This window comes from Ancylobacter pratisalsi (genome assembly GCF_010669125.1).
Classification (GTDB): Bacteria; Pseudomonadota; Alphaproteobacteria; order Rhizobiales; family Xanthobacteraceae; genus Ancylobacter; species Ancylobacter pratisalsi.
Genome location: NZ_CP048630.1, coordinates 581,733 through 603,024 on the forward strand (window position 1 = coordinate 581,733; position 21,292 = coordinate 603,024).

23 protein-coding genes are annotated in these 21,292 nt (G+C 67.8%); 15 read left to right on the forward strand and 8 right to left on the reverse strand.

The genetic code is table 11. The features are described 5' to 3' along the window. Nucleotides 1-83: 83 nt before the first annotated feature. Nucleotides 84-359: an accessory factor UbiK family protein gene (locus G3A50_RS02890; protein WP_163073854.1), complete on the reverse strand. Its 276-nt coding sequence runs from the start codon at nt 357-359 to the stop codon at nt 84-86. A gap of 244 nt (nt 360-603) precedes the next feature. On the opposite strand from G3A50_RS02890, the gene lgt reads away from it, so the two are divergent. The 13 genes from lgt to G3A50_RS02955 all read left to right on the forward strand — a co-directional run bounded on the left by lgt (nt 604) and on the right by G3A50_RS02955 (nt 12,456). Beyond that, on the forward strand, nt 604-1,452 hold the full coding sequence (gene lgt / locus G3A50_RS02895) for a prolipoprotein diacylglyceryl transferase (RefSeq protein ID WP_163073855.1): 849 nt from the start codon (nt 604-606) through the stop codon (nt 1,450-1,452). Beyond that, the gene (locus G3A50_RS02900; protein ID WP_163073856.1) at nt 1,449-2,585 is read left to right on the forward strand and encodes a class I SAM-dependent methyltransferase; all 1,137 of its coding nucleotides are present in this window, start codon (nt 1,449-1,451) and stop codon (nt 2,583-2,585) included. The genes lgt and G3A50_RS02900 overlap by 4 nt, the downstream gene beginning before the upstream one ends. After that, a complete protein-coding gene (gene pgeF / locus G3A50_RS02905; RefSeq protein ID WP_163073857.1) occupies nt 2,582-3,343 on the forward strand; it encodes a peptidoglycan editing factor PgeF in 762 nt (253 codons plus the stop codon). The genes G3A50_RS02900 and pgeF overlap by 4 nt, the downstream gene beginning before the upstream one ends. A gap of 6 nt (nt 3,344-3,349) precedes the next feature. Further along, the gene (locus G3A50_RS02910) at nt 3,350-4,507 is read left to right on the forward strand and encodes a M24 family metallopeptidase (protein WP_163073858.1); all 1,158 of its coding nucleotides are present in this window, start codon (nt 3,350-3,352) and stop codon (nt 4,505-4,507) included. Between the two features lie 90 nt (nt 4,508-4,597). Continuing rightward, a complete protein-coding gene (locus G3A50_RS02915) occupies nt 4,598-5,296 on the forward strand; it encodes a hypothetical protein (RefSeq protein ID WP_163073859.1) in 699 nt (232 codons plus the stop codon). 131 nt (nt 5,297-5,427) lie between these two features. Beyond that, on the forward strand, nt 5,428-6,381 hold the full coding sequence (locus G3A50_RS02920; protein WP_163073860.1) for a ribose-phosphate pyrophosphokinase: 954 nt from the start codon (nt 5,428-5,430) through the stop codon (nt 6,379-6,381). 128 nt (nt 6,382-6,509) lie between these two features. After that, complete coding sequence (locus tag G3A50_RS02925) at nt 6,510-7,433, forward strand: hypothetical protein (RefSeq protein ID WP_163073861.1); 924 nt, start codon at nt 6,510-6,512, stop codon at nt 7,431-7,433. Between the two features lie 240 nt (nt 7,434-7,673). Beyond that, complete coding sequence (locus tag G3A50_RS02930; RefSeq protein ID WP_163073862.1) at nt 7,674-8,297, forward strand: 50S ribosomal protein L25/general stress protein Ctc; 624 nt, start codon at nt 7,674-7,676, stop codon at nt 8,295-8,297. 96 nt (nt 8,298-8,393) lie between these two features. Next, a complete protein-coding gene (pth, locus tag G3A50_RS02935; RefSeq protein ID WP_163073863.1) occupies nt 8,394-9,005 on the forward strand; it encodes an aminoacyl-tRNA hydrolase in 612 nt (203 codons plus the stop codon). Nucleotides 9,006-9,092: 87 nt separating this feature from the next. Further along, the gene (gene ychF / locus G3A50_RS02940; protein ID WP_163073864.1) at nt 9,093-10,190 is read left to right on the forward strand and encodes a redox-regulated ATPase YchF; all 1,098 of its coding nucleotides are present in this window, start codon (nt 9,093-9,095) and stop codon (nt 10,188-10,190) included. 448 nt (nt 10,191-10,638) lie between these two features. Beyond that, entirely contained in the window at nt 10,639-11,064 is a 426-nt protein-coding gene (locus tag G3A50_RS02945) for a MaoC/PaaZ C-terminal domain-containing protein (protein ID WP_246252085.1), read from the forward strand. Nucleotides 11,065-11,071: 7 nt separating this feature from the next. Continuing rightward, on the forward strand, nt 11,072-11,548 hold the full coding sequence (locus tag G3A50_RS02950; RefSeq protein ID WP_163073866.1) for a MaoC family dehydratase: 477 nt from the start codon (nt 11,072-11,074) through the stop codon (nt 11,546-11,548). Nucleotides 11,549-11,688: 140 nt separating this feature from the next. After that, nucleotides 11,689-12,456, forward strand: coding sequence for an outer membrane protein (locus tag G3A50_RS02955; RefSeq protein WP_163073867.1), 768 nt, complete (start codon nt 11,689-11,691; stop codon nt 12,454-12,456). Nucleotides 12,457-12,537: 81 nt separating this feature from the next. Here G3A50_RS02955 and G3A50_RS22905 read toward each other — a convergent pair whose 3' ends face one another. From G3A50_RS22905 to petA, 3 genes are read right to left on the reverse strand one after another with little or no spacing between them, the layout of a single operon-like run. Continuing rightward, nucleotides 12,538-13,413, reverse strand: a complete 876-nt coding sequence (locus G3A50_RS22905; RefSeq protein ID WP_163073868.1) for a cytochrome c1 — start codon at nt 13,411-13,413, stop codon at nt 12,538-12,540. A gap of 10 nt (nt 13,414-13,423) precedes the next feature. Then, a complete protein-coding gene (locus G3A50_RS22910; protein ID WP_163073869.1) occupies nt 13,424-14,698 on the reverse strand; it encodes a cytochrome b in 1,275 nt (424 codons plus the stop codon). 24 nt (nt 14,699-14,722) lie between these two features. Further along, the gene (gene petA / locus G3A50_RS02970; protein ID WP_163073870.1) at nt 14,723-15,289 is read right to left on the reverse strand and encodes a ubiquinol-cytochrome c reductase iron-sulfur subunit; all 567 of its coding nucleotides are present in this window, start codon (nt 15,287-15,289) and stop codon (nt 14,723-14,725) included. Between the two features lie 318 nt (nt 15,290-15,607). Between petA and G3A50_RS02975 the strand changes: the two genes are divergently transcribed. Then, complete coding sequence (locus G3A50_RS02975; protein WP_163073871.1) at nt 15,608-16,072, forward strand: tRNA (cytidine(34)-2'-O)-methyltransferase; 465 nt, start codon at nt 15,608-15,610, stop codon at nt 16,070-16,072. A 9-nt stretch (nt 16,073-16,081) separates the two neighbouring features. Here G3A50_RS02975 and hemF read toward each other — a convergent pair whose 3' ends face one another. Next, the gene (gene hemF, locus G3A50_RS02980; protein ID WP_425483437.1) at nt 16,082-17,038 is read right to left on the reverse strand and encodes an oxygen-dependent coproporphyrinogen oxidase; all 957 of its coding nucleotides are present in this window, start codon (nt 17,036-17,038) and stop codon (nt 16,082-16,084) included. 194 nt (nt 17,039-17,232) lie between these two features. On the opposite strand from hemF, the gene G3A50_RS02985 reads away from it, so the two are divergent. Beyond that, complete coding sequence (locus tag G3A50_RS02985) at nt 17,233-19,095, forward strand: ABC transporter ATP-binding protein (RefSeq protein WP_163073872.1); 1,863 nt, start codon at nt 17,233-17,235, stop codon at nt 19,093-19,095. On the opposite strand, the gene G3A50_RS02990 is transcribed toward G3A50_RS02985, so the two are convergent. Genes G3A50_RS02990 through G3A50_RS03000 form a run of 3 tightly spaced genes read right to left on the reverse strand, consistent with a single transcriptional unit; the run spans nt 19,076 to nt 21,263 of the window. Continuing rightward, a complete protein-coding gene (locus tag G3A50_RS02990) occupies nt 19,076-20,329 on the reverse strand; it encodes a CCA tRNA nucleotidyltransferase (protein ID WP_163073873.1) in 1,254 nt (417 codons plus the stop codon). The genes G3A50_RS02985 and G3A50_RS02990 overlap by 20 nt on opposite strands. Then, nucleotides 20,326-20,589: a DUF6111 family protein gene (locus G3A50_RS02995; RefSeq protein ID WP_163073874.1), complete on the reverse strand. Its 264-nt coding sequence runs from the start codon at nt 20,587-20,589 to the stop codon at nt 20,326-20,328. Before G3A50_RS02995 ends, G3A50_RS02990 begins: the two co-directional genes overlap by 4 nt. Next, complete coding sequence (locus tag G3A50_RS03000) at nt 20,589-21,263, reverse strand: CoA pyrophosphatase (protein WP_425483494.1); 675 nt, start codon at nt 21,261-21,263, stop codon at nt 20,589-20,591. The genes G3A50_RS02995 and G3A50_RS03000 overlap by 1 nt, the downstream gene beginning before the upstream one ends. Nucleotides 21,264-21,292: the final 29 nt, after the last annotated feature.

Here is a 21,292-nt window from a genome sequence, read left to right on the forward strand (position 1 = left end):
GCCGTGCACCAAGGTGTCGGGATTCGCGTCATTGCCGCAAGGGTTGAAAACGCAAGCGGCAAAATGCATCCACAAGGGTCGGTTCAACCGAGAGAATCCGGCGGTTCCGTCGTCCCGAGCCGGGCTTCCAGCGCGGCGATGCGTGCGCTCAGGCGCTCGTTTTCCTCGCGCGCCGCGGCGGCGAGGTCTTTCACCGTTTCGAATTCCTCGCGCGTCACAACGTCGAGTTCGCGCAGCACGCGCTCAGCCTGGGCGCGCATCACCGTCTCGGCCTCGCGGCGCACGCCCGTGGCGACGCCCGCGGCGTCGTTCATCAGCCGTGCGAAATCGTCGAATATGCGGCCGGTGGTCTGGGTCATGGTCTTCTCCGACTGGGGCGCGGACAATGCCACGCCTTTTGGTGGACAATGGGGCGTGCGCACACCCTCTGCAAGGGGCGGACCCGCCCTCGCGGCCCGGCACGCACAGGCGATGCGCACGCGAACGCCTTGATCCCGTCACGCGGGAGAGGCAATTGAGACGATGCGCACCGGACGTGCCGAGTCGCGGGCCGTTCCCTGATTCACCGCGCCGCCGGCGCGCCAGCCCCGCCGAGACTCCGCAATGCTGCTCGCTCCCCCGCTGTTCGCCCTGCCTTTTCCCAGCATCGATCCGATCCTGATCGAGCTGGGTCCGTTCGCGATCCGCTGGTACGCGCTCGCCTATATCGCCGGCCTGCTCATCGGCTGGTGGCTGGCGAAGAAACTGTGCGCCAGCCCCGCGCTGTGGGGCGGCAAGGCGCCGATCGCGCCGGAAGAGTTCGACGACGCCGTCGTCTGGGTGGCCTTCGGCGTCATCCTGGGCGGGCGCATCGGCTATGTGCTGTTCTACAACCTGCCCTACTACATCGAGCACCCCGTCGAAGCGCTCACCGTGTGGCATGGCGGCATGGCGTTCCATGGCGGCTTCGCCGGATCGATCCTCGCCATGTACCTGTTCACCCGGCGGCGCGGCCTGTCCTTCGTCTCGATGCTGGACATCGCCGCCTCGGTGGTGCCGGTCGGGCTCTTCCTTGGGCGGATCGCCAATTTCATCAATGGCGAGTTGTGGGGCCGCCCCTCCGATGTGCCCTGGGCGATGGTGTTTCCCCATGGCGGACCGCTCGCCCGGCATCCAAGCCAGCTGTATGAGGCGGGCCTGGAAGGGCTCACCATCTTCCTCGTGCTGCAGGTCGCGATCCGCGCCGGCGCCCTGAAGCGGCCGGGGACGATCGCCGGCCTGTTCGTTCTGCTCTATGGCTGCGCGCGCATCTTCGTCGAGTTCTTCCGTGAACCGGACCCCCAGCTCGGCTATCTGGCCGGCGGGTTCGTCACCATGGGCATGGTGCTCTCCCTGCCCATGCTCGCCTTGGGCGCCTGGATGATCTGGCGGGCGCGGCACCGTCCCGCGCTCGGTAGCGGGACGCCGGCATGAACGCCCCGTCGCCGACGCCCCTGGCGCAGGAAATCGCCCGCGAGATCGCGCTGACCGGGCCGATCACGGTGGCGGACTACATGGAGCGCTGCCTGCTCCATCCGCGCTTTGGCTACTACACCACCCACGAACCGTTCGGCGCCGAGGGCGATTTCGTCACCGCCCCCGAAATCAGCCAGATATTCGGCGAGCTGCTTGGCCTGTGGGCCGCCGACACCTGGATGCGGCTGGGCTCGCCACCCTCCTTCGTCCTCGCCGAGCTGGGGCCGGGACGCGGGACCATGATGGCGGACGTCCTGCGCGCCACACAGGGCGTGCCCGGCTTTCGTGACGCCGCCCATGTGGTGCTGGTCGAGGCCTCCCCCCGGCTCAGGTCGCGGCAGGCGGACACGCTCCAGCGTTTCGATCTGAGCTGGGCCCCCTCCGTCGACGAATTGCCCGCCGGACCGCTGATCCTCCTCGCCAACGAGTTCTTCGACGCCCTGCCGATCCGCCAGTTCGTGCGCACCCATGAAGGCATCGCCGAACGCATGGTCGGCCTCAGTGAGGACGGCGCGCTCGCCTTCGGCCTGCGGCCCGGTGTCCGGCTCGACCCGCGCGCCGAGGCCCTGCTGCACGCGGCGCCGATCGGCGCCCTGCTGGAGATATGCCCGGCGGGTCTCATGATCGCTCAGCGCCTGGGCGCGCGGCTCTCCGCGAAGGACGGGACCGGCGGCGGCGCGGCACTGCTCATCGACTACGGCCATGGCGGCGGTTTCGGCGACACGCTCCAGGCCCTGCGCCAGCATGCCTTTGACGACGTGCTTGCCCATCCCGGCGAGGCGGACCTCACGGCCCATGTCGATTTTTCCGCGCTCGCCCGCGCCGCGGTCCGCGGCGGAGCGCTGGCCTATGGTCCGCTCGCGCAGGGAGCCCTGCTCGAGAGGCTGGGCCTCGATGCCCGCGCCGAGCGGCTGAAGCGCAACGCCGACACCCCGACGCGCGGGGCCATCGACGCCGCCCATGCCCGCCTTGCCGGCACCGGCGAGGGGCAGATGGGCACCCTGTTCAAGGCCCTCGTGCTCACCCATCCTCTTCTCGACACCCCGGCCGGCTTCGCGTCGGGCGAGGCTTTCAGGGACATGTCCACATGAAGGTCGAATCCTCCGCCCTTGCCGCGCTTCCCGGCATCCGCCACGCCTTCTTCACCCGCGAAGGCGGCGTGTCGGGCGGCATCTATGCCGGGCTCAATGGCGGCACCGGCTCACGCGACGAGCCGACCCATGTGGCCGAAAACCGCGCGCGGATGGAGGCTTCCCTCGGCGTGCCGGCGGGTCATCTGCTCACCTGCTGGCAGATCCATTCGCGCGACTGCGTGGTGGTTGATCGGCCGTGGGACGAGCGCCCCAAGGCCGACGCCGTCGCCACCGCGACGCCGGGCATTGCCGCCGCCGTCGCCATCGCCGATTGCGGCCCGGTGCTGTTCGCCGATGGCGAGGCCCGTGTCGTCGCCGCGGCCCATTCCGGCTGGAAGGGAGCGGTGGGCGGCGTGCTTGAATCGACCCTTGCCCGCATGGAGGCACTGGGGGCCCGGCGCGAACGGATCGTGGCCGCCATCGGCCCGCTGATCCGCCAGCCGAGTTACGAGGTCGGGCCGGATTTCATCGCCAGCTTCACCGCGCTGGCGGACGGCAATAAGCGCTTTCTTGTTCCCTCCGCGCGCGCGCATCACGCCATGTTCGACCTGCCGGGCTACATCGCCGCCCGGCTGAAGGCGGCAGGCGTCGGCACGGTGGAGGATCTCGGCCTCGACACCTATGCGGACGAGGCGCGGTTCTTCAGCTATCGTCGAGCGACCCACCGCGGCGAACCCGATTATGGGCGCCTTGTCGCGGCCATCACGCTGGTCTGAACCGAGATGACGCTGCACTTCACCGCGCCCGAATTCGCCCGCCGCAAGGAACGCCTGCTCACACAGATCGCCGCGCATCGGCTCGATGGACTGCTGATGTTCCAGCAAGAGTCGATGTACTGGCTGACCGGCTACGACACCTTCGGTTTCTGCTTCTTCCAGGGCCTGTGGCTCGGCGCGGATGGCCGCCTGGCGCTGCTCACCCGCTCGGCGGATATGAGACAGGCGCAGCACACCTCGCTGATCGAGGACATCCGGGTGTGGACCGACCGCGCCGACGCCTCGCCCCAGAGTCAGCTCCGCGACATGGTGGCCTCGCTGGGCGGCGCGGGCGGGCGGATCGGCGTCGAGTATGAGAGCTACGGCCTGACCGCCGCCAATGGCCGCAAGCTCGATGCCGCCTTTGACGGCTTCGCCACGCTGGAGGATGCCTCCGGGCTTGTCGACCGGCTGCGCGCGGTCAAGTCGGCGGCCGAGATCATCTATGTCCGCGAGGCAGCGAAGCTCGCGCTGGCCGCCCGCGACGCGGCGATCGAGACTATTGGCGACGGCGTCGACGAGGGCGAGGTGCTCGCCGCCATGCAGGGCGCCGTCTTCAAGGGCGGCGGCGACTATCCGGGCAACGAGTTCATCATCGGCTCGGGCCGCGACGCGCTGCTGTGCCGCTACAAATCCGGCCGGCGGCGGCTGGATTCCGAGGACCAGATCACGCTCGAATGGGCCGGCGCCTATCGCCACTACCATGCGGCGATGATGGAGACCGTGGTGGTCGGCCCGCCGCGCGGGCGCCATCTTGAGCTGTTCGCCGCCGCCAGGCAGGCGATGGAAGCCTGCGCCCACGCCATCACCCCCGGCCGTACGGCAGGGGACGTTTTCACCGCCCATGCCCATGTGATGGATGGCCACGGCCTCGCCGAGCACCGGCTGGCGGCCTGCGGGTATTCGCTCGGGGCCAAATTCACGCCATCCTGGATGGACCCGCCCATGTTCTACGCGGGCAACCAGTGGGTGCTTGAGGAGGGCATGGTGATGTTCGCGCACATGATTCTCATGGACAGCGCGAGCGAAACCGCCATGTGCCTGGGCCGCACCTTCCTGGTGACGGTTAACGGTAATGAGTGCCTGACCGACGCGCCTCTGGACCTAATCGTTAATTCTCTTTAACCATTTGCCCCGGATCGCTGGCGACACGCTGCGGCACTGCCCCTCCCGGGTGGCGACACGCGGCGAGGCTGGCTCTCAGGGGACGTTTCGATGATCGATCGCTTCCGCCGGCGCATCCGTCGGCACATGCCGGCCGGCGCGGCACTGCTTGCCGCGCTCGCGCTCGGTGCCTGCCAGACCGGCGAAGGAAGTCGACCGCTCGCCAGTGCCGACATCACCACCGGCACCAAGCCCATCGCCTTCGAATCGATCGATGGCCCCCCGGAAGCCGTGTTCAACAAGCTGGTCGCCAGCCTCGCCACCGAGGCGGACGCGCGCAGGATCCGCGTCGTTTCGCGTGAATCGGATCCGGTCTATCGCGTGCGCGGCTATCTCGCCGCCAGCGTCGAGAACGGCAAGGGCACGGTCGACTGGGTGTGGGACGTGTTCGATGCCGACCGCCAGCGGGTGCTGCGCGTCGCCGGTGCGGAGAATGTCGGGCCCGGCAAGGACGTGTGGAAGGAAGTCGACGGCGACACCGTCAATCGGATCGCGGCTCAAAGCCTTGACGAGATTTCCACCCGCCTCGCCCAGGGTCTGCCGCCGAAGCCGACCGGCGCTGTTCCTCAGGGGGCTCCCGACGCCGCGGCCGAACCCGCCCCCGAGGATCTCGGTCCGCCGCCGGCCGTGCGCACCGATGACGGGCCGCCCATCGCCAGCACCGAGCCGTCTGGCGCGATGCCCGGCACCATGGTCGCGCAAGCGCCGGAGGTGCCGACCTCCGCCCTTACTTTTGCCGCCCATCCCTGACGCGGCGCGGCGCTGTTGCACAGCTTCGTTGCTTCACGACGGCTTTACAGGGGCAGCCGGCCCGCCTATCAGGGCTGCGCGACGGCCTTAAGACGGCTGCGCGGGATGTGCACGGTGGGAGCGCGCCGGAAATGTCGAATAAAAACGGGTCGATCAAACTCGTCGCGGGCAATGCAAACCGGCCCTTGGCGGAGGAGATAGGCGTCTATCTGGACAACCCGCTGACCCGCGCCGTTGTCCGCCGTTTCGCGGACATGGAAATCTTCGTCGAGATCCAGGAGAACGTGCGCGGCAAGGACGTCTTCGTCCTTCAGTCCACCTCCTTCCCGACCAATGACCACCTGATGGAGCTGCTCATCATCATCGATGCGCTGCGCCGCTCCTCGGCCAAGCGCATCACCGCCGTGTTGCCCTATTTCGGCTATGCCCGTCAGGACCGCCGCTCCTCCGGCCGCACCCCGATCTCGGCGAAGCTGGTCGCCAATCTCATCACCCATGCCGGCGCCGACCGCGTTCTCACGGTCGACCTGCATGCCGGGCAGATTCAGGGCTTCTTCGACATCCCGACCGACAATCTGTTCAGCGCGCCGGTGATGGTCCAGGACATCAAGTCGCGCTTTGACCTCAGCAACATCACCGTGGTCTCGCCCGATGTCGGCGGCGTGGTGCGCGCGCGCGCGCTGGCCAAGCGCATCGATGCCCAGCTCGCCATCGTCGACAAGCGCCGCGAGCGGCCGGGCGAGAGCGAGGTGATGAACGTGATCGGCGACGTCGAGGGCAAGCGCTGCATCCTCGTCGACGACATCATCGATTCCGGCGGCACGCTGGTGAACGCCGCCGACGCGCTGCTGGAGCGCGGCGCCACGGAGGTGCATGCCTACATCACCCACGGCGTGCTCTCGGGCGGCGCCGTGGCGCGCGTTACCGCGTCGAACCTCAAGGAGCTGGTGATCACCGATTCGATCCAGCCCACGGAAGCCGTGCGGGTCGCGCGCAATATCCGCGTGGTGTCCATCGCCAGCCTCCTCGCCGAGGCGATCGGGCGCACCGCCCACGAGGAAAGCGTGTCCAGCCTGTTCGACTGAGCGACGCGGCCTCAAGGCACCTAAATACCTCACATCTAATAATAATTGCGCGGTTGTGCAGTGCGCCATGATCGCTCCACACTTCTCCCTCAGCCTTCACGCTCGCATATCGAGGCGGGACTGAGGACATGACGCGGATCTTTCTGCGTTCGGCGCGACAGACGTCGACACGGCGCGGCCGGCACCGAGGCATCAACCGGGCTTCTGCCGGCGCGTGGGGTCTTGCGGCCCTGCCGACGCTCGCGCTGCTGCTCACCGGCCCTGCCTCCGCGCAGTCGGTGGAGGGCACCGGCGAGACCGGCACGATGTGGAACGGCAGTCCGTGGAACGGCATTGCCGTCATCGTCACGCCATTGCCCACCAACCCGCCCTCCCCCTACGAGCAGGCGATCGCCGGATCCGATGAAGGCGAGCCCCCTGTGGTGCCGACCGAACCTTCGGCGATGTCCAACGGCTCGCTGGTCGACCCCCTCGGCACCGCGCCCCGTGCCTCGGTCTGGTCCTCGCTCAGCGCCGCCACCGCCCCGACGTTGCCCGAGGGCGTTCCCACGCCCTACAGCCAGCTTTCCGGCCCGTCCGACAAGCCCAAGGCGAAGTCGGCGACGCTGCCGACCCGCATGGAACTGAAGCAGGGTCCCGCCAGCCTGACGGTCTCGACCAATGCCAGCGCGTCCGCCCCCCGGTCGGGGGCGCTCACCACCAGCGAAGGCGGCGGCTCCGGCGAGATCAAGGGGCGGATCGGCATCGAGCAGGAGAATCTCGCCGTCTACAGCACGGGCTCGCTGGGCGCCTCCGCCTCCACCGGCATGCCCTCGCTCTATGACAATGTCGCGGTCGGCAGCAGCTACAGCGTTCCCCTTGCCCCGCTTGGGCTCGATGCCGACAAGCTGGGCGCCAAGGTCGAGGTCAACAACTCCGCCGCCGTGACCACGGGCGTGGAACTCACCGGCAAGCTCGGCACCTATCAGCGCTTCATCTCGGTCCAGCGCTCGATGGCCCCGGACGCCACCCCCAACGGCATCGTCAAGGCCGGCGTACTCGGCAAGTTCTGAGGCATTGGCGCCTTCGCGATCGGTGCGTGCGGGGGAGCCGCGAAGCGCCGCCGCGAGGCTGAAGCGAATCGGCCAGCCGTGCGGCGCCGAACATTGCCCCTCAACGCTTCTTCTGCTATGAGCCCAGCCGTCCGTGGCCTTTCCGCACCCCTGGAGGCGCGCCGCGGGCATACCGAACCAGACTGGAGGATCGGGCCGCGCGAGCGGCCTTCTCCTTTTGCAACCATGTAAGGACAAGCCATGACCGCCATCAAGGAACTGAAGGCGCAGGCCCGCACGAAGGTCGGCAAGGGGGCCGCTCGTGCAGAACGCCGCGCCGGTCGCGTCCCCGCCGTGATCTACGGCGACGGCAAGCCCCCCGTCGGCATCTCGCTGAACCACATCGAGATCAACAAGATCATCTATGCGGGCCACTTCCTGACCACCCTGTTCAGCATCGACGTCGATGGCGAGAAGCACCGGGTGATCCCGCGCGACTACCAGCTCGACCCGGTCAAGGACTACCCCGTCCATGTCGACTTCCTGCGCGTGCAGGTTGGCGCCACGCTGACCGTCGACGTGCCGGTGCATTTCCTCAATGCCGAGACCGCGCCCGCGATCAAGGGCGGCGCCACGCTGAACATCGTCAGCCACGCCGTCTCGCTCCACGTTCCGGCCGAAGCCATTCCGGACGCGATCGAGATCGACCTGACGAGCTACAACTTCGGCGACTCGATCCATCTCTCCGCGATCAAGCTGCCGGCGGGTGTGACCTGGGCCGGCCATGGCGACGACACGCTGGCCACCATCACGGTCCCGTCGGGCCTGAAGGAAGCCGAGGCTGACGAAGCTGCCGCCGAGGCCGCCGAAGCCGCCAAGGCCTGATCGACTTCAGGCTTTGCCACCTGACGGGTCATCACGAGAGCCGAGCCGGAAGCCCGCTTCCGGCTCTTCTCATTTCAGAGCGACGGGAGACGCGCTGTGTTCCTCTTCGCCGGCCTTGGCAATCCGGGGTCGAAATATGCCGGCAACCGGCACAATATCGGCTTCATGGCGGTCGACGCGATCGTGCGCCGCCATCGGTTCACGCCGTGGCGCCGGCGCTTTCAGGGCGCAACCTGCGAAGGCGAGATCGAGGGCCAGAAGGTGCTCGCGCTCCTGCCGGAAACCTTCATGAACGAGAGCGGACGGGCGGTGTCCGAAGCCCAGCGCTTCTACAAGATCGCGCTCGGCGACATTTTCGTGTTCCATGACGAACTCGACCTCGCGCCTGCCAAGGTGCGGGCCAAGATCGGCGGCGGCAATGCGGGCCATAATGGCCTGCGCTCCATCACCGCCCATTGCGGTAATGAATATCCGCGCGTCCGGCTCGGCATCGGCCATCCCGGCGACAAGGCACTGGTCCACCATTACGTCCTCAGCGATTTTGCCAAGGCGGAGCGCGACTGGGTGGACGCGGTGTGCGATGGCTGCGCGGAACTGGCGGGACTTCTCGTCACGCGCCGGCTCGACGAGTTCCAGAGCCGTCTGCATCTTTATCTCGACGCGCGCGGCATCGGCACACCAAAGCCGGCCGGCCCCGCAGCAAAATGACGCCCGCCGGGCGGCCGCGCTTGCGCTGCCGCCCGCCCTTGCCTAACCACAGCGGCAACCAGTTCAGAGCCATAAGAGCATCGCACCATGGGCTTCAAATGCGGCATCGTCGGCCTGCCCAACGTCGGCAAGTCGACCCTCTTCAACGCGCTGACGCAGACCGCGGCGGCCCAGGCGGCGAATTACCCGTTCTGCACCATCGAGCCGAATGTCGGCGATGTGGCCGTGCCCGATCCGCGGCTCGACACGCTCGCCTCGATCGCCGGCTCCGGGCAGATCATTCCCACGCGCCTGACATTCGTGGACATTGCCGGCCTGGTGCGCGGCGCCTCGCGGGGCGAGGGCCTGGGCAACCAGTTCCTCGCCAATATCCGTGAGTGCGACGCCATCGCCCATGTGGTGCGCTGCTTCGAGGATTCGGACGTGACCCATGTTGAGGGCAAGCTGGCGCCGATCTCCGACATCGACACCATCGAGACCGAGCTGATGCTGGCCGATCTCGACAGCCTGGAAAAGCGCGCCGCCGCACTGGAGAAGAAGGCCAAGGGCGGCGACAAGGAAGCCAAGGAACTGCTCGATCTGATGACGCGCGCGCTGGTGCTGCTGCGCGACGGCAAGCCGGCCCGCCTCGTCGACGTCAAGCCCGAGGAGGAAAAGACCTTCCGCATGCTCGGCCTGCTCTCGTCGAAGCCGGTTCTCTATGTCTGCAATGTCGAGGAAGCCTCCGCCAAGGAAGGCAATGCGCTCTCCGCCGAAGTCTTCGCCCGCGCCGCCGAGGAAGGCGCCAAGGCGGTGGTGGTCTCGGCCAAGATCGAGAGCGAGATCGCGGTGCTGCCGGCCGAGGACCAGAAGGATTACCTTGAGGCCATCGACCTTGAGGAGCCGGGCCTCAACCGCATCATCCGCACCGGCTACGAGCTGCTGAAACTGGTGACCTACTTCACCGTCGGCCCCAAGGAAGCCCGCGCCTGGACCATCACCGCCGGCACCAAGGCACCGGGAGCGGCGGGCGTCATCCACTCGGATTTCGAGAAGGGCTTCATCCGCGCCGAGACCATCGCCTATGACGACTACGTCAAGGGCAAGGGCGAAGCCGGGGCGCGGGACGCGGGCCGCCTGCGTCTTGAAGGCAAGGAATATGTCGTCGCCGATGGCGACGTGCTGCATTTCCGCTTCGCCAACTGACAGGAGGCGGCCCCGCGCTCCTGTCTCGCCGGTGCCGCCTGCTCCTGCCCGCCCCCTTCGAAGGCCGCCCGTGCGACGGCGCATCTGCGCCGTCAGCCGCTCCATGAGAGCCCCTGCGCCGCGTCGTCGGCGTCCAGCCGGCGCTGGACGGTGTCGTGCGCCGGTACATCACCCCCGCGGAATTCAATGCGCTGCCGCAAGCGCGACTGGGCCACCGGCCCGCTTCCTTCATGCGCAATCGACCCGGAACCGGCACCCGTTGGAAGCCGCCGGCGGCGACCTCAAGGCCCGGCTCGCGGCGGAGTTCGGCCTGATCGGTTCTCACCGCCTGCGAAAAGGCGCGCTTGACCGCCGCCCGATTGTCGCCTGAGATCGGCCTCTGACCCTTCCGACGCTGAGAGGCAACACACGCGCGATGCATTTCTGGGAGGATTTCCACGAAGGGCACGTGGCAACCAGCGGTCGCTATGTGTTGGGGCGCGAGGAGATCGTCGCCTTCGCGCGCGAATATGACCCCGCGCCCATCCATCTCGACGATTCCGCCGCCGAGGCGACGCGGCTCGGTGGGCTCTCGGCCTCGGGGTGGCACCTGTGCTGCGTGTTCATGCGTCTGGCCGCCGATGGCTTCCTCAACGCCAGTTCCTGCCTGGGGTCACCCGGCCTCGACGAGGTGCGGTTTCTCAGGCCCGTGCATCCGGGCACCGTGCTGAGCCTGCGCCGCCATGTGCTGGAGACGCGGGCCTCGAAGAGCCGGCCCGATATCGGGCTGGTGAAGTTCCGCTTCGAGCTGCTCGATGTCGAACGCAGCGTCATGATGGACATGGTCGGCACCGTCATGTTCGGGCGGCGCAATCCCGGCTTCCGGCCCGCGTGAGGTGAGCATGTTGTTCTTCGAGGATATCGAGATCGGCGAGGTGACGCGGCTGGGCTCGCACACTTTCGATGCCGAGGAGATGATAGCCTTCGCCCGCGCCTTCGACCCTCAGCCCTTCCACCTCGACGCAGCGGCGGGCGCCGCTACCCATTTCGGCGGGCTCGCCGCCTCGGGCTGGTACACCGCCGCCATTGCCGCCCGGCTCCGCGCGCAGGCCCAGACCCGCCTGCACGAGACGCTGCGCCGCCAAGGCAAGAGGGTGCCCCGCGTCGGCCCCTCCCCCGGCTTCAAGGACCTGAAATGGCTACGCCCGGTCCTTGCCGGCGACACGCTGACATTCCAGAGCGAAATCGTCGCCAAGAAGCCGAGCGCGAATCGGCCCGAATGGGGGCTCGTCTTCACCCGCGAGAGCGCAACGGACACGCAGGGACGCCCGACGTTCGAGGTGACGAACTGTATGTTCGTCGAGCGACTCGAGGCGTAAACGAAATGTCGGGCGACGCGCTCTTGCGCGCCGGCCAGAGATCGGCGATGGGGACGGCTCGATCACGGCGCGAGGGCACCGCACCTGCATTCCATTGCGGGCGCGGGGACGCCGGACGATAGGGCATTGGGGGCTTTGAAATGGGAACGATCGGAGCGGCATCAACAGCCCTGGTGGCTGTCCTGCTTTCCGTGCCGGCGGCATGGGCCGGGGACATGGCGGGCGTATCCAATTCGGGTGTCGACTGGTCCGGTTTCTATGTCGGCGTGCAGGGCGGGAAGGCCTTCAGCGTCATCGACAGGGACTCCCTCGTCGCGGACGTCGAGTCGCAGTTCCAGCAGTTCTCCTGTTCCGGCGGCCTGTGTGACGGGCGGCGTGACGCGTTCATCGGCGGCCTGACGGTCGGCTACAACGCGTACTACGCGGACGGCTCGCTGCTCGGCGTCGAGGCCGACTTCTCCTATTCGGGCCTCGATGACGACCTCACGGCCACGGGAATCAGCGCGCTCGGCCCCGGGCAACGCATGGTCGCGAACGGCCATCTACGGCTGCAAACGCCGTTCATCGGCACCGCGCGTGTGCGCATGGGCTATGCGTTCGGCCGCGTGCTGCCCTTCATCACCGCCGGCGTTGCCGTCACCTACTCGAATGTCGAGGGCGGGAGCGACGGCACCCTGGAGGTTCAGCAGCCCTCGGGCGCCTTTGTGCCGGTCGACGGCGCTTCCACGAGCTATGGCGGCAGCGGCTTCACCGCGGGCTGGACCGCGGGCGGCGGCGCGGAATACGCCCTCTCCGACGACTGGAGCGCGAAGGTCGACTATCTCTATGTCGACCTCATCGGTTCCGATCTCGGCGATCCCCCGCCCAAGCTTCATCTGTGGCGGGCGGGCCTGAACTATCGCTTCTGACCCCGCGGCCCACGCCAGCACCGCACGAAAAAAGGGCCCCGAACGGGGCCCTTTTCATGTCCGGTCGTCGGCGCGCGAGGATCAGTGCTCGACGCTGCGCCACACCTTCTTCTTCGTGAAGTACAGCAGGCCGGCGAAGATGATGAGGAAGATCATCACCTGGAAGCCGAGACGCTTGCGCGCTTCGAGATGCGGCTCGGAGACCCACATCATGAAGGCGACCACATCGCGCGAGTACTGGTCCACGGTCTCGGGCGTGCCATCGGAATAGGTCACCTGGCCGTCGACGATCGGCTGCGGCATCTTGATGGCGTGGCCGGGGAAGTACTCATTGTAGTGCGCGCCCTCGGGAAGGGTGAAGCCCTCGGGCGGGTTTTCCTTGTAGCCGTTCAGCAGGGCGTGGATGTAGTCCGGCCCCTGCTCCTGGTACTGGGTGACGATGTCGATCAGGAAGCCCGGGAAGCCGACCTCATAGGTCCGCGCCTTGGCCAGCGTCGAGAAGTCCGGCGGATAGGCGCCGCCATTGGACGCCCGCGCGGCCTGCTCGTTGGGGAACGGCGAGGGCCAGTGATCGGACAGCCGACCGGGACGCTCGAACATGTCGCCGGCGTCGTTCGGCCCGTCCTGCACCTGGTAGGTCTCGGCCACCGTCTTGGCCTGCGCCTCGGTGAAGCCGGGACCACCCTCCTGGGCGAGGTTGCGGAAGGCCAGCAGGTGCGCGCTGTGGCAGGAGGAGCAGACCTCCTTGAACACCTGGAAGCCGCGCTGCAGCTGCGCCTGGTCGAAGCGGCCGAACGGCCCGGCGAAGGTCCAGTCCTCGCGGTGCGGCTTGGGGCTGCCATGGCCTTCCTGGGCGATGGCGGCACCACCGGTCAGCATCATCGCGGCGGCAAGCGAGGCAAGCGCGAGGGAGCGCAGGCGGAACGGGGAGGAACGGAAGGACATGGTGTTGCTCATGATGTTCCGCTCAACCCTTCGTCTGCGGCGCCTGGACACCGGCCGAGGCCGGGGCCGCGCCCTTGGACTTGCCAAGCACCGCCTCCGTGATCGAGGCCGGCACCGCCTTCGGCTTCTCGAACAGGCCGAGCAGCGGAAGGATGATGAGGAAGTGCGCGAAGTACCACACGGTGAGGATGCGGCCGGCGATCACATAGCCGCCCTCCGCGGGCTTGGAGCCCAGCCAGCCGAGGCCGATGCACACCGCGATCCAGATCCAGAAGAACTGCTTGAACAGCGGACGATAGGCGCCCGAGCGGACCTTCGAGGTGTCGAGCCACGGCACGAAGAACAGCACGACGATCGCACCGAACATGGTGAGCACGCCGCCAAGCTTGTCCGGCACCGAGCGCAGCATGGCGTAGAACGGCAGGTAGTACCATTCCGGCACGATGTGGGCGGGCGTCACCAGCGGGTTGGCGGGGATGTAGTTGTCGGCGTGGCCCAGATAGTTCGGGATGTAGAACAGGAACCAGGCGAAGAAGATCAGGAAGCACACCATGCCGAACGCGTCCTTTATGGTCGCATAGGGCGTGAAGGGAACCGTGTCCTTCGCCGACTTCGGCTCGACGCCGGTCGGGTTGTTCTGCCCCACCACATGCAGCGCCCACACATGAAGCACGACGACGCCGGCGATCATGAAGGGCAGCAGGTAATGCAGCGAGAAGAAGCGGTTGAGCGTGGCGTTGTCGACCGAGAAGCCGCCCCACAGCCATTGGACGACGGTCGGGCCGACCACGGGGATGGCCGAGAACAGGTTGGTGATGACCGTGGCGCCCCAGAAGCTCATCTGGCCCCAGGGCAGCACATAGCCCATGAAGCCGGTCGCCATCATCAGCAGGTAGATGATGCAGCCCAGGATCCACAGCACTTCGCGCGGGGCCTTGTAGGACCCGTAATAGAGGCCGCGGAACATGTGGAGATAGACCGCGATGAAGAACATCGACGCGCCGTTGGCGTGCATGTAGCGCAGCAGCCAGCCATAGGAGACGTCGCGCATGATGTGCTCGACCGAGTCGAAGGCGAGCGAGGCATGCGGCGTGTAGTGCATCACCAGCACCACGCCTGACAGGATCTGGCAAACCAGCATCAGCGACAGAATGCCGCCGAAGGTCCACCAGTAGTTCAGGTTGCGCGGGGTGGGATAGGCAACGAAGGAGGAATGGATCAGGCCGACCAGAGGCAGCCGGCTCTCAAACCACTTCAGGGCCGGATTCTTCGGCTCGAACGTAGCGTGTCCGCTCATCTGTCTGTTTCCCTGGTCGTCGGCTCAGCCGATGGAAATCTTCGTGTCGGACACGAACTGGTAGGGCGGAACGGCCAGGTTTTCCGGTGCCGGGCCGCGACGGACACGGCCGGCCGAATCATATTCCGAACCGTGGCAGGGGCAGAACCAGCCATCATATTCGCCCATATGGCCGATGGGCACGCAGCCCAGATGCGTGCAGATGCCGACGACCACCAGCCACTTCTCGCGGCCCTCGCCTTCCGCCGCGCGATTCTCGTCCGTCGCCGGAGCGTCGGCGGCCAGATTCGCATTGCGCGCGATGGGGTCGATCAGGGCCGAGACCTGCACGTCCTTGGCCTTGGTGATGTCGTCGGGGGTGCGATTCCACACGAAGACCGGCTTGCCGCGCCACTTCACGGTGACGATCTGGCCCTCTTCGATCAGGCTCAGATCCACCTCGGTGGAGGACAGCGCGAGCACCGAGGCGTCGGGCTGCAGCTGGGACACGAACGGCCATACCAAAGCGGCTGCGCCCACGGCGCCCATGGCACCTGTCGCAAGATACAGGAAGTCGCGGCGCGTGGTTTCCGCCGTGCCGGTTGTTGCCACGATGGTTTCCTTTCCCCTCAAGCCCTTGACCCTGCCGCCGCGAAGCCCTCCTGCCGACGTTATTACGCTCGCGACAGTAAGGGCAGCCCGGCCCATTGTGCATGGTCGACCTACCTTCGAGTGCCTCTAATTGCATCCGAACCGCGCCTTGTCCAGATGAACGCAGTGCGGCAGTCCGTCCTGCCCCCGACTGTTTTTGCCTGCCCATCGGCACCTAGGTAAAGGACCGGGGGCCGGCGGGGCCACCGGCTTGCGGGCCCCGCCGCGGCAACGGGTCCTCGAACACGGCCCGACACCGACCGAAGGATCCGGTATTCGATGACGCTCGCCCTCGCACTTTTCCAGCCCGACATCGCGCCCAATGCCGGCACGCTGGCCCGCACCATGGCCTGTTTCGGGCTGTCGCTGCACATCATCGAGCCGGCGGGATTTCCTGTCGGCGACGCCGGTTTCCGCCGGGCAGGAATGGACTATCTCGACCGCGCCACGATCCGCCGCCATGCCAGCTTCGCGGCTTTCGAGCTCTGGCGCGGCATGGAAGCGCGCCGGCTGGTGCTGTGCACCACGCGCGGCGCGGTGCCCTACGCCGCATTCGCCTTCGCCCCGACCGACGTGCTTCTGCTCGGTCGCGAGAGCGCCGGCGTGCCCGAAGAGGTCCACGCGGTGGCACAGGCGCGTATCCTGGTGCCGATGGCAGCGGGAGCGCGCTCGCTCAACGTCGCCGTGGCGGGCGCGATGATCCTGGGCGAGGCACTCCGGCAGACCGGCGGTTTCCCTGACTGAGGGCGCGGCTCACGGCCACTTTACCACCGGTGGCATGGAGGAGAGAATCGATTCCACATTGCCGCCGGTCTTCAGGCCGAACACCGTTCCACGGTCGTGCAGCAGATTGAACTCGACATAGCGCCCGCGCCGGATGAGCTGTTCCTCGCGCTCGGCCTCGTTCCAGGGCTTGAGGAAATTGGCGCGCACCAGCGCCGGGTAGATGTCGAGGAAGGCGAGGCCCACCGCGCGGGTGAAGTGGAAGTCCGCGTCCCAGTCGCCCGAATCCAGCCAGTCATAGAAAATGCCGCCGATACCGCGCGGCTCGGCCCGGTGCGGCAGGTAGAAATACTCGTCACACCACGCCTTGTAGCGCTCATAATCGACATTGTGCCGCCCCTCGCAGGCCCCTCGCATGGCCGCATGGAAGGCGATGGTGTCGGGATCGGTCTGGTTGCGCCGGGCATCGAGCACCGGCGTCAGATCGGCGCCGCCGCCGAACCACGCCTTCGAGGTCACCACGAAGCGCGTGTTCATGTGCACGGCGGAAATATGCGGATTGGTCAGGTGGGCGATCAGCGAGATGCCGGTGGCGTGGAAGTTGGGGTCTTCCTCGGCGCCGGGAATCTGCTTGCGGAATTCGGGCGCGAACTCGCCGTGCACGGTCGAGCAGTGCACGCCCACCTTTTCGAACACCCGTCCGCGCATCACCGACATCATCCCGCCCCCGCCGGGCGCGCCGGTGTGGTCGGTACGATTCCAGGGCGTGCGCACGAAACGGCCCGCCTCGCCGGGATAGAGCGCGTCGGGGGCCTCGTCCTCCAGCGTCTCGAAGGCGGCGCAGATGCGGTTGCGCAGTTCCTCGAACCAGTCGCGCGCCGCCCGCTTGCGCGGCTCCAGGGTCGCGGGGTCGATCGGGGTGCCGGGCGCGTTGCGGTCATTCACATGGGCGGATGTTACGGCAGAGGACGTTCCGGCAGAGGACATGGCGACTTTCTCCCTGTGGGGCCGCTTCTAGCTTCTTCCACCCTCCGCTGGGAAGCCGGACGATGACGCCCCGCGCGCACCGCGCGCCGCGCATGCGGCTGGTGCCGCGGCCGCGACTCGTGTTTGTTCACGATTAGTTCGCACGTTTGCCAGATGACACACTGGCGCCGCATCGGCGCGGCAGAAGGCTTGCCATGTTCACGCGCATCCTCATCTGGTTCGAAAACCTCGTCGACCCGTTCCGCCCCGCGCCCATCGTGCGGCCGCCGGAATCGCTGCTGGCGTTCTACTGGCACTTCGTGCGCCAGACCGGCTGGATCTTCGTCGCCGCGCTCGGAGCGGCATTCCTGGTCGCCATCGTCGAGGTGTCGCTGTTCCGCTACATCGGCCAGATCGTCGATCTGCTGCAGACCTCGACGCCGGGCAGCCTGTTTGCCGAGCATGGCGGCACGCTGGCCTGGATGGCGTTCGTGGTGGTGATCGCGCGCCCGGTCTGCAACGCGCTGCATGACCTTCTGGTGCGCCAGTCGATCACCGCCAATGTGGGCAGCCTGATCCGCTGGCAGTCCTATCGCTGGGTGGTGCGCCAGAGCCTGAGCTATTTCCAGAGCGACTTCGCCGGCCGCATCGCGCAGCGTGTGCTGCAGGCCGGGCCGGCGCTGCGTGGCTCGGTGGTCGAGGTCATCGACGCGCTGTGGTACGTCAGCGTCTATGCGGTGAGCGCGGTGTTCCTGTTCGCCGAGGCCGACATCCGCCTCGCCGCGCCGATGGTGCTGTGGATCGGGTTCTACGTCTTCGCCCTGTCGCGTTTCGTGCCGAAGGTGCGCCACCTGTCCAAGACGACGTCGGAAGCCAACTCGCTGCTCTCCGGCCGCATCGTCGACAGCTATACCAACATGATGACGGTCAAGCTGTTCGCCCATGGCGACCGCGAGGACAGCTATGTGCGCGACGCGCTGGAGCGGCACACGGGCGACTTCAAGAACCAGCAGCGCCAGATCACCCGCATGGCGCTCACCATCAGCGCGCTCAACAGCGTGATGCTGGGCTCGATCGGCGCCATCGGTGTGTGGCTGTGGTCGATCGAGGCGATCAATCTCGGCGCCATCGCGCTGTCCACCGGACTTGCCATCCGCATCACCAACATGTCCGGCTGGATCATGTGGGTGGTGACCGGCGTGTTCGAGAATGTCGGCACGGTACAGGAGGCGATCCTCACCATCGCCCGCCCGCACACGGTGCTCGACCGCCCCGGCGCGCCGGCGCTCGCGGTGGAGGCCGGCGAGATCCGCTTCGAGGACGTCACCTTCCATTACGGCAAGGGCTCCGGCGTCATCGACCATCTCGATCTCGTTATCCGCCCCGGCGAGCGTGTCGGGCTGGTCGGGCCTTCGGGCGCGGGCAAGTCGACGCTGATGAACCTGCTGCTGCGCTTCTACGACCCCGAGGGCGGCCGTATCCGGGTCGACGGGCAGGATATTTCGACCATCGCGCAGGAATCGCTGCGCGCGAGAATCGGCGTGGTCACGCAGGACACCTCGCTGATGCACCGCTCGATGCGCGACAACATCCGCTATGGCCGGCCGGAAGCCGGGGAACCGGAGATACTGGAGGCGGCGGCGCGCGCCCACGCCACCGAATTCATCGCCACGCTGGCCGATCCGCAGGGCCGCAGCGGCCTCGACGCCCATGTCGGCGAGCGCGGCGTGAAACTCTCCGGCGGCCAGCGCCAGCGCATCGCCATTGCCCGCGTGCTGCTGAAGGACGCGCCGATCCTCATTCTGGACGAGGCCACCTCGGCGCTCGATTCGGAGGTGGAAGCCGCGATCCAGACCAATCTCGACACGCTCATGGCCGGCAAGACCGTGATCGCCATCGCGCACCGGCTCTCCACCATCGCGCGCATGGACCGGCTGGTGGTGATGGAGCACGGGCGCATTGTCGAGATCGGCACCCATGCCGAGCTGGTGGCGAAGGGCGGGCTCTATGCACGGCTGTGGCAGCGCCAGTCCGGCGGCTTCCTCGACGCCGACGAGATCAGCGCGGCGGCGGAGTGAGGGCGCGCGCGCCCTCGCCCGCCTTCGCAGCCGCCTCCGCCGCGATCGCGTCCAGCGCCCCGCGCGCCTCGGGGAAACCGGCCTCGATCCAGGCTTCCTCGGCCCGCTTCAGCGCTGCGCCCAGGGCCGGGCCGGGTGTGAGGCCGCACGCGATCAGGTCTGCGGCGCGCAGCGCAAACACCGGGATTTCCCACTCCACCGCCAGCGCGACCAGCGCGCGCCAGCCTTCATTGTCCGGGGCCGCGCCTGAGCGCGCGAAGGCGATCAGCGCGCGGTCGAGATAGGTCTGCCGGCCCATGCGATAGATGAAGGCCTTCTGGCCCTTCTCGCACATGGCGGGCGTCGGCGCGGGCCCGGCCAGCGCTTCCAGACGCGCCGCCTCGGCGTTGGACAGCCGCAGCGCCGTCCGCAGGGCGGCAGCGTCCGCCTCCCCGTGCACGGCCAGCGCGCCGAGCCGGCGCACGCCGTCCGGGCCGAGCCCGGTCGCGTCCTCGATCCGCGCGAGCCGCGTGAAGGCGGGCACATCCGCCCTGCCCCCGATGACCAGCGCCACCAGCCCCGCCGCGTCCATCTGCGCCAGCGTCTCGCCGGCGCGCGGGGCGACCAGCAACTTCATTGTCTCCGCCCGCACCCTTTCGCGCGAGAGCTGGCCCAGCCCCTCGCGGTTGCGGATCGCCGCCGCCAGCGCCTCGGGATCGAGCGGACCCTTGCCGAAGGCGGCATGGAAGCGGAACAGGCGCAGGATCCGCAGATAATCCTCGCGGATGCGGGTGTCGGGATCACCGATGAAGCGCACCCGCCCCGCCCGCGCGTCCGCTTCCCCTCCGACCAGATCGACCAGATCGCCGCTGCGGGTCAGGTAGAGCGCGTTCATGGTGAAGTCGCGCCGCGCGGCATCGTGTGCCCAGTCGCGGCCGAACACGACGCGCGCGCGGCGCCCGTCGGTCTCCACATCCTCGCGCAGTGTCGTCACCTCATAGGGCTCGCCCTCGGCAACCACCGTCACCGTGCCGTGTTCGATGCCGGTCGGCACCGGCTTCAGCCCGGCCGAGCGCGCCCGCCGCGTCACCTCGTCCGGCCGCGCGGTCGTGGCGATGTCGACATCGGAGCGCACGCCGCGTCCGATCAGCCAGTCGCGCACCGCGCCGCCGACAATGCGTGCTTCCTCGCCCGCGCCATTGAGCGCGTCGAGCACCCGCGCGAGGCCGGGCCGGTGCTGAAGCAGCGGGTTCATTCGATATGGCCCGGCACCATCACGCCGTCCTTCCAGACAGGCGGCACATAGGCGCCCGTTGTCGGCCCGCGCCCGGTGACCGCGAACACGAAAAGACTGCCGGCGACCAGCACCACGGCGATCGCGGTGCAGACGATGAGCGCCCGCGTCGACCAGCCGGCCAGCATGGTGTCCACCCGGCGACCGAAGCGCAGATAGAGCGCGAAGGCCGCGAAGGGCAGCAGGAACAGGAGAATGTTGACGATCGCAACGCGCAGCATCAGCCATATACCCGTTCATAAAGACTGCGAAGGATGCCCGCCGTCACGCCCCAGATACGGCGGCGCTCATAGGTCATGGCGTGAAAAGTGCGCAGCAGGCCCTGCGATTCCCGCGACTCGCGCAGGTGATTGTCCGGGCTCATCAGGAAATCCAGCGGCACCTCGAAGGCCTCGTCCACCTCGTCCGGGTTCAGCTCCAGCCCGAATTCGGGCCGCACCACGCCCACCACCGGCACGATGCGAAAGCCGGTGCGGGTAAGATACGGGTCGAGATAGCCCAGCGGGGTGACGAGGTCCCGCGCCAGCCCCACCTCTTCGTGCGCCTCGCGCAGCGCGGCGTCGAGCGGGCCGGTGTCCTCCGGGTCGATCCGCCCGCCGGGAAAGGCAATCTGGCCGGGGTGACTGTTGAGGTTCGCCGAGCGCAGCGTCAGCAGAACGCTGGGCCGCGGACGGGCGATCACGGGAATGAGCACGGCCGCGGCCCGCACCGGCAGCGCGTCCACTAGCACGCGGTATTCCGGCGTCAGTTCGTGGTCGCCGCGTGGTGGATCGCCCGAGAGGTCGGGCTCCGCCAGCAGCCGGGTGCGGGCGCGGACAAGAAAATCGTCGAGCGGAAGCGGCGCGCCGGCCCCGGTGGCGGCTTCGGGCGTGTCATGGGGAGGGGCGGAAGGCATGGCATCCAGAATGTCGTCGGCGAAATTCG